Genomic DNA, 7,136 nt, shown 5'->3' with positions numbered 1-7,136 from the left:
CCACCGGTGCCTACCAGCCCGGCCCGTACTCGCCCTTCACCGAAGGCCTGGTGGAGAAGTTCTGCAACTGGTACGTGAACCGCCTGAGCACACTCACCCGCTGATCTCCTGCTATGTCTACTCCTTTCTACGCCCCTGATTTCGCGGCCCCGGTGTCCTCGCCCTGGAACTCCGACCAGGACGAAACCCTGCGCTGCGTGCACATCCGCCAGGAAACGGCCGATGTCAAAACCTTTGTGTTGGCCGCCAGTGGCCCGCGCAACTTCCGCTACCTGCCAGGCCAGTTCATCACGCTGGAGCTGGAGATTGGCGGCACCAAAATCAACCGCTGCTACACCCTGTCCAGCACACCCACCCGGCCCGACCTGGTGAGCATCACAGTCAAGCGCGTGCCCGGCGGCACGGTGTCCAACTGGCTGCACGATAACGTGCGTGTGGGCATGGAATTGGGCGCGATGGGGCCGTCTGGCGAGTTCAGCTGTTTCAAGACACCTGCAAAAAGCTATTTGTTTTTGTCGGGCGGCAGCGGTGTCACGCCCCTGATGTCCATGGCCCGCGCCCTGCACGACCTGGGCAGCGATGCCGATGTGGTGTTTGTACATTGCGCCCGCACCCCTGCCGACGTGCTGTTTGCCGAAGAGCTGACGCTGATGGCGCGCAACATGCCGCACTTCCGCATCGCCTTGGTCTGCGAACAGCACACGCCGGGCAGCAACTACGCCGGGCACCTGGGCCGATTGGACGCAGCCCGTCTGGCCCATATCGCCCCCGACTTCATGCAGCGCGATGTGTACACCTGCGGTCCGGCCCCGTTCATGGCGGCCGTCCGCGGCCTGCTGACCACCGCCGGGTTCGACATGCCGCGCTACCGCGAAGAAAGCTTTTCTTTTGAAACCCTGGTGGCCGATGCGGCACACGCGCCAGATAATCAAGAGACTGCCAAAGAAACTACCGAAATCAACTACAAAATTGATCTACAGAAAATGGGCAAGTCATTTACTTGCCCATCGGATCAAACTGTTTTACAAGCCTCTGTAGCGGCGGGCTTTCGACTGCCATCCTCGTGCAGCGGTGGCGCATGTGGTACGTGTAAAACCAAAAAAATATCGGGCACCGTGGAAATGAAACATGCCGGCGGCATTCGCCAGCGTGAAATAGACCAGGGTTGGTTTTTGCCGTGCTGTAGCAAGCCGACGAGTGACATCGTCATGGATCGCTAGTCCAAAACAGTGCATCCCTACACAAAACTCCATAAAAGCCCACCTGACGCTCTGTTTTGGCGGGCTTTTTTTTCATTTATTAATTAATAAAAACCTATATAAATGCAAATTATCGACCACCTTAAACTTCTCATGGATTCACCCTATGTCCTAAATTAAATTAGGCCAGAAAATGGTGGCACGTTGTTTGCTAATAATAAATATTTCAACGTGCCTTGTTGTACCTTATTCTCGGAGACCCGCAATGCCCCAGCCCAAGATCAGCGTCAAAAATTTATACAAGATATTTGGAAACAATATCGCCCCCGCCCAGAAAATGCTGGCCGAAGGACGCAGCAAGGACGAGGTTTTTGCCACCACCGGCCATGTGGTCGGTGTCAACAAAGTCAGCTTTGATGTGGCAGCGGGTGAGATTTACGTGCTCATGGGCCTGTCGGGTTCGGGCAAGTCCACGCTGATCCGGCTGATCAACCGCCTGGTGGAGCCGTCATCCGGCTCCATCAACATCGACGGCGAAGACATCGCCAAGCTGCCCCAGCCCGAACTGGTGAAGTGGCGGCGCAAGCGGGTGGCCATGGTGTTCCAGTCATTCGCCCTCATGCCGCACCGCAACGTGCTGGATAACGCCGCCTTCGGCCTGGAAATGGCCGGAACCGACCGCAAAACCCGTGAAGCCCGCGCTATGGAAGTGCTCAGCCAGGTGGGCCTGCAAACCTACGCCGCCAAATTTCCGTCGCAGCTCTCAGGCGGTATGCAGCAGCGCGTAGGCCTGGCCCGCGCCCTGGCAGTAGACCCCGACATCCTGCTGATGGACGAAGCCTTCTCCGCCCTGGACCCGCTCAAACGCGTGGAAATGCAGGGCCTGATGCTGGAGCTGCAAAAGAAGCAGCAGCGCACCGTGTTGTTTGTGTCGCACGACCTGGAAGAAGCCCTGCGCATCGGCACCCGTATCGCCATCATGGAAGGCGGCAACCTGGTGCAAGAGGGTACTGCCCACGAGATCATCACCCAACCTGCCAACGACTACGTGCGCCGCTTCTTTGAGGGCGTGGACACATCGCGCTACCTCACCGCGGCCGACCTGCTCGACACCGGCATGGGCAGCCACTCTTACACCGGTGGGCCGCGCCTGCCCTGGTCAACCACCTTGCCCGATGCCATGAAGATCGTGCTCGGCGGCGACCAACCCGTCGGCGTGTTCGACGCGGCCGACCAATGCCTGGGCTGTATTTCTGCCCGCAGCCTGCTCATCAAAATGTCCCAAGAGGCCCGCCATGTCTGATCTGCTCACCCAAGTCACCGATGCCACCCACGACATGCTGCCCTTGGGCAAGTGGGTCAACGCCGGGGTCAAAAGCCTGCTGGACCACAGCGCCGCCGTGTTCGACTCCATCGGCGTGGTGGTCGAAGGTTTCGCCCAGTCCATCGAGCAAGGCATGCTGGCCATTCCTTTTTGGCTGATGATTCTGGTGGCCATCGTGGTGGGTTGGCGCCGCCTGGGCTGGAAGTTTGGCGTGTTTGTTGCTTTGGCCTTGATGTTGATTGTGGTAACCGGTTTCTGGCCGCAAACCATGGTGACGCTGGCGCTCACGCTGTCGGCCACCATCATCAGCCTGATTTTTGGAATTCCGCTGGGCATCTGGTGTGCCCGCAACAACCATGTGAACGCCAGTGTCCGCCCGATCCTCGACTTCATGCAAACCATGCCTGCTTTCGTCTACCTGATTCCTGCCGCCATGCTGTTTGGCCTGGGCCGCGTGCCCGGCACGATTGCGACCGTGATCTTCGCCATGCCCCCGGTGGTGCGCCTGACCAGCCTGGGCATCCGCCAGGTCAGCTCCGAGCAGGTCGAGGCCGGTAACGCCTTTGGCTGCACCTCCACCCAGCTGCTGTTCAAAGTGCAGTTGCCTATCGCCCTGCCGACCATCATGGCCGGGGTCAACCAAACCATCATGATGGCGTTGTCCATGGTGATCATTGCGTCCATGGTGGGTGCCGGTGGACTGGGCAACGATGTGCTGGCCAGCATCCAGCGGCTGGACATTGGCCTCGGGTTTGAGAGTGGACTCGCGGTGGTTTTGCTGGCTATCATTCTGGACCGCCTCACCGAAAGTTTTGGTGTAGCCCGCAAAAGCCGCGAAAGCTAAGGAACCGTACCGTGCCCCGCATCTCCCCAGAATCCGCCCCGGTTGTCGCCTTTGGAGCCAATGACTCCAGTGCCAAGGCACGCGCGGTCCACGTCGGCTTCATTCTGCTGCCCGAGTATTCGATGATCGCCTTTGCCAACGCGGTGGAAACCCTGCGCATGGCCAACTACATCAGCCGCCAGACCCTGTACCGTTGGAGCGTCATCAGCCCCGACCAAGCGGCAGCGGTGGCCAGCAACGGCCTGGCCATTAGCGCGCTGGGCGATGCGGCCGGGCTGGCCGATTGCGACATGGTGTTTGTGTGCGGCGGGGTCAATGTGCGCCAGGCCACCGACGACAACGTGCGTCAGTTGCTACGCCAATGTGCGGCATCCGGTGCCACCATGGGTTCGCTGTGTACGGGGGCGTTTGCCTTGGCCAATGCCGGGCTACTGGACGGCTACCGCTGCGCCATCCATTGGGAAAACCTGGCCGCCATCAGCGAAGAATTCCCCAAGGTGCAGTTCTCCACCGAAGTCTTCATAGTGGACCGCGAGCGCATCACCTGCTCGGGTGGCACCAGCCCGCTGCACCTGATGCTGCACCTGATGCGCGAACGCTTTGGGGCCAAGCTGGTGATGGACGTGTCCGAGCAGTTCATCGTCGAACGTTTGCGCGCCAGCAAAGACCGCCAGCGCATCCCCCAGCCCGAATGCATCGGCCCCGGCTACCAGCACCTGACCGAAGCCGCCGAAATCATGGCCGCCAACATCGAAGAACCCCTGCCGCTGGCCGAACTGGCCAGCGCCATCAACCTGTCGCTGCGCCAGTTGGAGCGCCTGTTCCACCGCTACTTCAGCATGAACCCGGCGCAGTACTACATGAACCTGCGCCTGCGCCGCGCCCAGGAACTGCTGACGCATAGCAGCATGCCCATCATGCAGGTCACCGTGGCCTGCGGCTTCCAGTCGTCATCGCACTTCTGCAAGGCCTACCGCAGCCTGTTTGGCCAGTCGCCCAGCGAAGAGCGCCGCAGCCACGCCGCGGCCACCGCCACCAAGCCGCGCGCCAGCACCTGGAAAGAGCCGTTGGGCCCGGTGATGCGGGCTGCCTGATTTTTTAGACTCGCTACTGTATTCATAGCTTCTTGCGCAGGTGCTACCTGCGCCAGGAGCACTTTTCGTATAAATTTTAGCTAGTACGATCTTTTCGGCAGCGCGCGCTTCAATGCCTGGATGAACAGCTCGCGCTGGTCTGGCCGGTCGATGGTCTGGGCGATGGTGGTGATGAATTCTTTGAAGGTGGTGCAGTGGCCCGCCTTTTTGCGGATCAGCACTTTGGCAATCGGGCCAATAAATTTGCTCAGCGCCAGCTCAATGGTGGCCAGCTCGTCCGAGCTGATGGCGAAGGGATGCGTGGCCGACTGCAACTGCGAAACCGATTGGCTTACTCCCGAAATGCCCAAAGTGCCCAAAGTGCCCAGGCTATTGGGGCGGCTCAGCACCGCGTGGCTCGGGGTTTGGCTGATAGGCATCGGCCGTGAACCCAGGCTGTCCATCGGCAAACTCCCGGCGCCGGTCGATGGCTGGAATCCGCTGGGTGCCGTCTTGCTGCCCGGCTGCGTCTGGCCAACGGCAGGGGTGCCGGCCAAGAACGAAGCCCGCGTGCGCGACTCCTGGATCGCCGGGGCCAGGGTTTCACGCAGATGGGCGATGTCCTGCGCCAGCGGCAACACTTTGCGCACCAGCACCCGCGCCAGCGGGCCGATATGGCGGGAAAGTTCGCTTTCGATCTCCAGCACCTTCTCGGGTGCCAACAAAGTGGCGGTTTGCATGCGCACCGTGGTGGTGTAGCCAGTGCTTGCAGGTGGGCCCACTTTCAGGGTGGTTTCCGCGCCCGGTGCATGGCCTTCCACCGCATACACCTCGTGCAGGCGGCCGTGTTTATCCTCGTGCGGGCCCAGGAAGCGAAACATCTCGGCCGTGCTGTCGGTAATGCGCGAAATCACGTCAAAGTACGAGCGCGACACCAGCAGTTGGTTGGCCTGGGCAAAGTCCATCACCCGCTTGGCCACGTTGATGCCATCGCCCACCACGTTCACCCGCTCGTTGATGTCGGAAATGATGCGCACCGGTCCCATGTGCAGGCCCATGCGCACCGCCACATGGCTGCCGTAGCGCTGCCCCAGCAGGTCGCGCAGCAGCATGGCCGATTGCAAGGCTTCCTCGGGGTCGCCCATAAAGCAGATGGCCGCGCCGTCACCGGTGTCGATGGCGATGCGGGTTTCTTCCGCAATGCCATGCAAGGCCTTGACGATCAGCCCGTTGAACACTTTTTTCAGCGCCACCTGGCCATCCACCGAGCGGATCGAGTAGCCCACAAGGTCCAGAAACAGAATGGTGCACAACAGATTGCGCCGCTGGTCGGCCGGGATGCGGGCTGCGGCTGTGCGGTTGGTCAGGCGGCTTTCGGGGGCCAGATTGAAGTCCAGCAAGTCATTGGCTTGTGGCTTGGCGGCTTCGACAATGGCAGCCCGGAACAAGGCCACCGACTGCGGGCGGCGGCTTTCATCGGACAGTAAAGCCCAGTCGATGGCCTGCAGCAATTTGGCACCAAACACCCCGGCATCGCCCAGGCTGGACGCGGGCAGCATGCTGTCCTGCGTAACACGGGCGGCCGACTCGGTGGGCTTCTCGCCGGTGGTCATCCAGTACATCACCGCGCCCAGCGAGTAGATGTCGGTCCAGGCCCCTTGCTTGCCCTGGGAGTGGTACTGCTCAAACGGCGCAAAACCTGGGCTGATGATGTTGGTCATGGCGCTGTCGCTGCTGACGCGGCGGGCCGCACCAAAGTCCAGCAGCACCGGCGTGCCATCGGCACGCACATAGATGTTGTCGGGCTTGATGTCGCGGTGCAAAAAGCCGGTGGCGTGCACCGCGTCCAGGCCGTCGAGCAGCGGATGGATGATGGACAGCAACGCATCCCGGGTCAGCGGCGCATGGTTGGGCACCCAGCGCTTCAGCCGCTGTCCCACCTCGTATTCCATGACGATATAGGCGCTGTCGTTTTGCCGAAAGTAACGCAACACCCGCACGATGTTCGGGTGCCGAAACGAGGCCAGTGCCCGGGCTTCGTCCAGAAAGCGCTGCAACCCCCAGTCGTATTTGGCTTGCGCGCCGTGGTGGCCGTCGCGCACCGCTACGGCGTGGTTGTCGCCCCGGGCCACCAGGCCGCTCGGGAAGTATTCCTTGATTGCCACCGTCAGGTTCAGGTTGTCGTCGCGGGCCAGATAGGTGATGCCAAAGCCACCGCTGCCCAGCACGCTCTGGATTTGGTATTCGAGCATGCGGTAACCCACCGGCAGGCTGGATGCATCTGCCGAAACGTTCTGGGGCACTGCGCCGGGCTCCGCCATGGGCTTACTCGTCAATCATCTGCATGGCCTTTTCCAGACTGCGGCGCATGCGGTTGAAAGAACTGCCCAGCACGGCAACTTCGTCACCGCCTTTTTCGCTGAATTCAGGCTGGTTGAAGTCGCCGGTGGAAATGCCGTCAGCCGCCAGCGACATGCGACGGATGGGCCGCACGATGAGCCAGCTGAGCATGATGTTGAGCACAATGAACACCACCACAAACACCCCGGCCAGCGAGGCCATGAAAGCCGTAAAGGCCCGGTCGGCATGGGCCAGAGGCACCTCCATCGGCACCGACACCACCTGGGCGCCGACGATTTCGTTGTGCTTCCAGCCAAAGCCATTGGCCGCGCCGTAGATCTTCAGCATGGTGGGCG

6 protein-coding genes are annotated in these 7,136 nt (G+C 61.1%); 4 read left to right on the top strand and 2 right to left on the bottom strand.

The window, feature by feature from the left end:
* Nucleotides 1-113: 113 nt before the first annotated feature.
* From ABI213_RS07610 to ABI213_RS07595, 4 genes are all read left to right on the top strand, one after another.
* A complete protein-coding gene (locus tag ABI213_RS07610; protein WP_348026606.1) occupies nt 114-1,220 on the top strand; it encodes a hybrid-cluster NAD(P)-dependent oxidoreductase in 1,107 nt (368 codons plus the stop codon).
* Nucleotides 1,221-1,464: 244 nt separating this feature from the next.
* Nucleotides 1,465-2,502 carry a glycine betaine/L-proline ABC transporter ATP-binding protein gene (locus ABI213_RS07605; RefSeq protein WP_348004987.1) on the top strand — a complete coding sequence of 346 codons (1,038 nt, stop codon included), beginning with the start codon at nt 1,465-1,467 and terminating at the stop codon, nt 2,500-2,502.
* Entirely contained in the window at nt 2,495-3,367 is an 873-nt protein-coding gene (locus tag ABI213_RS07600) for a proline/glycine betaine ABC transporter permease (RefSeq protein WP_348004986.1), read from the top strand. Before ABI213_RS07605 ends, ABI213_RS07600 begins: the two co-directional genes overlap by 8 nt.
* Nucleotides 3,368-3,378: 11 nt before the next feature.
* A complete protein-coding gene (locus ABI213_RS07595; RefSeq protein ID WP_348004985.1) occupies nt 3,379-4,461 on the top strand; it encodes a GlxA family transcriptional regulator in 1,083 nt (360 codons plus the stop codon).
* A gap of 80 nt (nt 4,462-4,541) precedes the next feature.
* Here the strand turns inward: ABI213_RS07595 and ABI213_RS07590 are convergent, their stop codons facing one another.
* Both ABI213_RS07590 and ABI213_RS07585 read right to left on the bottom strand, forming a co-directional pair.
* Nucleotides 4,542-6,761 carry a protein kinase gene (locus ABI213_RS07590; RefSeq protein ID WP_348026605.1) on the bottom strand — a complete coding sequence of 740 codons (2,220 nt, stop codon included), beginning with the start codon at nt 6,759-6,761 and terminating at the stop codon, nt 4,542-4,544.
* A gap of 4 nt (nt 6,762-6,765) precedes the next feature.
* On the bottom strand, nt 6,766-7,136 hold a 371-nt coding region (locus tag ABI213_RS07585; protein WP_348026604.1), incomplete at its 5' end, for a HAMP domain-containing protein.

This window comes from Rhodoferax sp., from assembly GCF_039922535.1.
Taxonomy (GTDB): domain Bacteria; phylum Pseudomonadota; class Gammaproteobacteria; order Burkholderiales; family Burkholderiaceae_C; genus Rhodoferax_B.
This window is presented reverse-complemented; position numbering and strand designations above follow the sequence as displayed.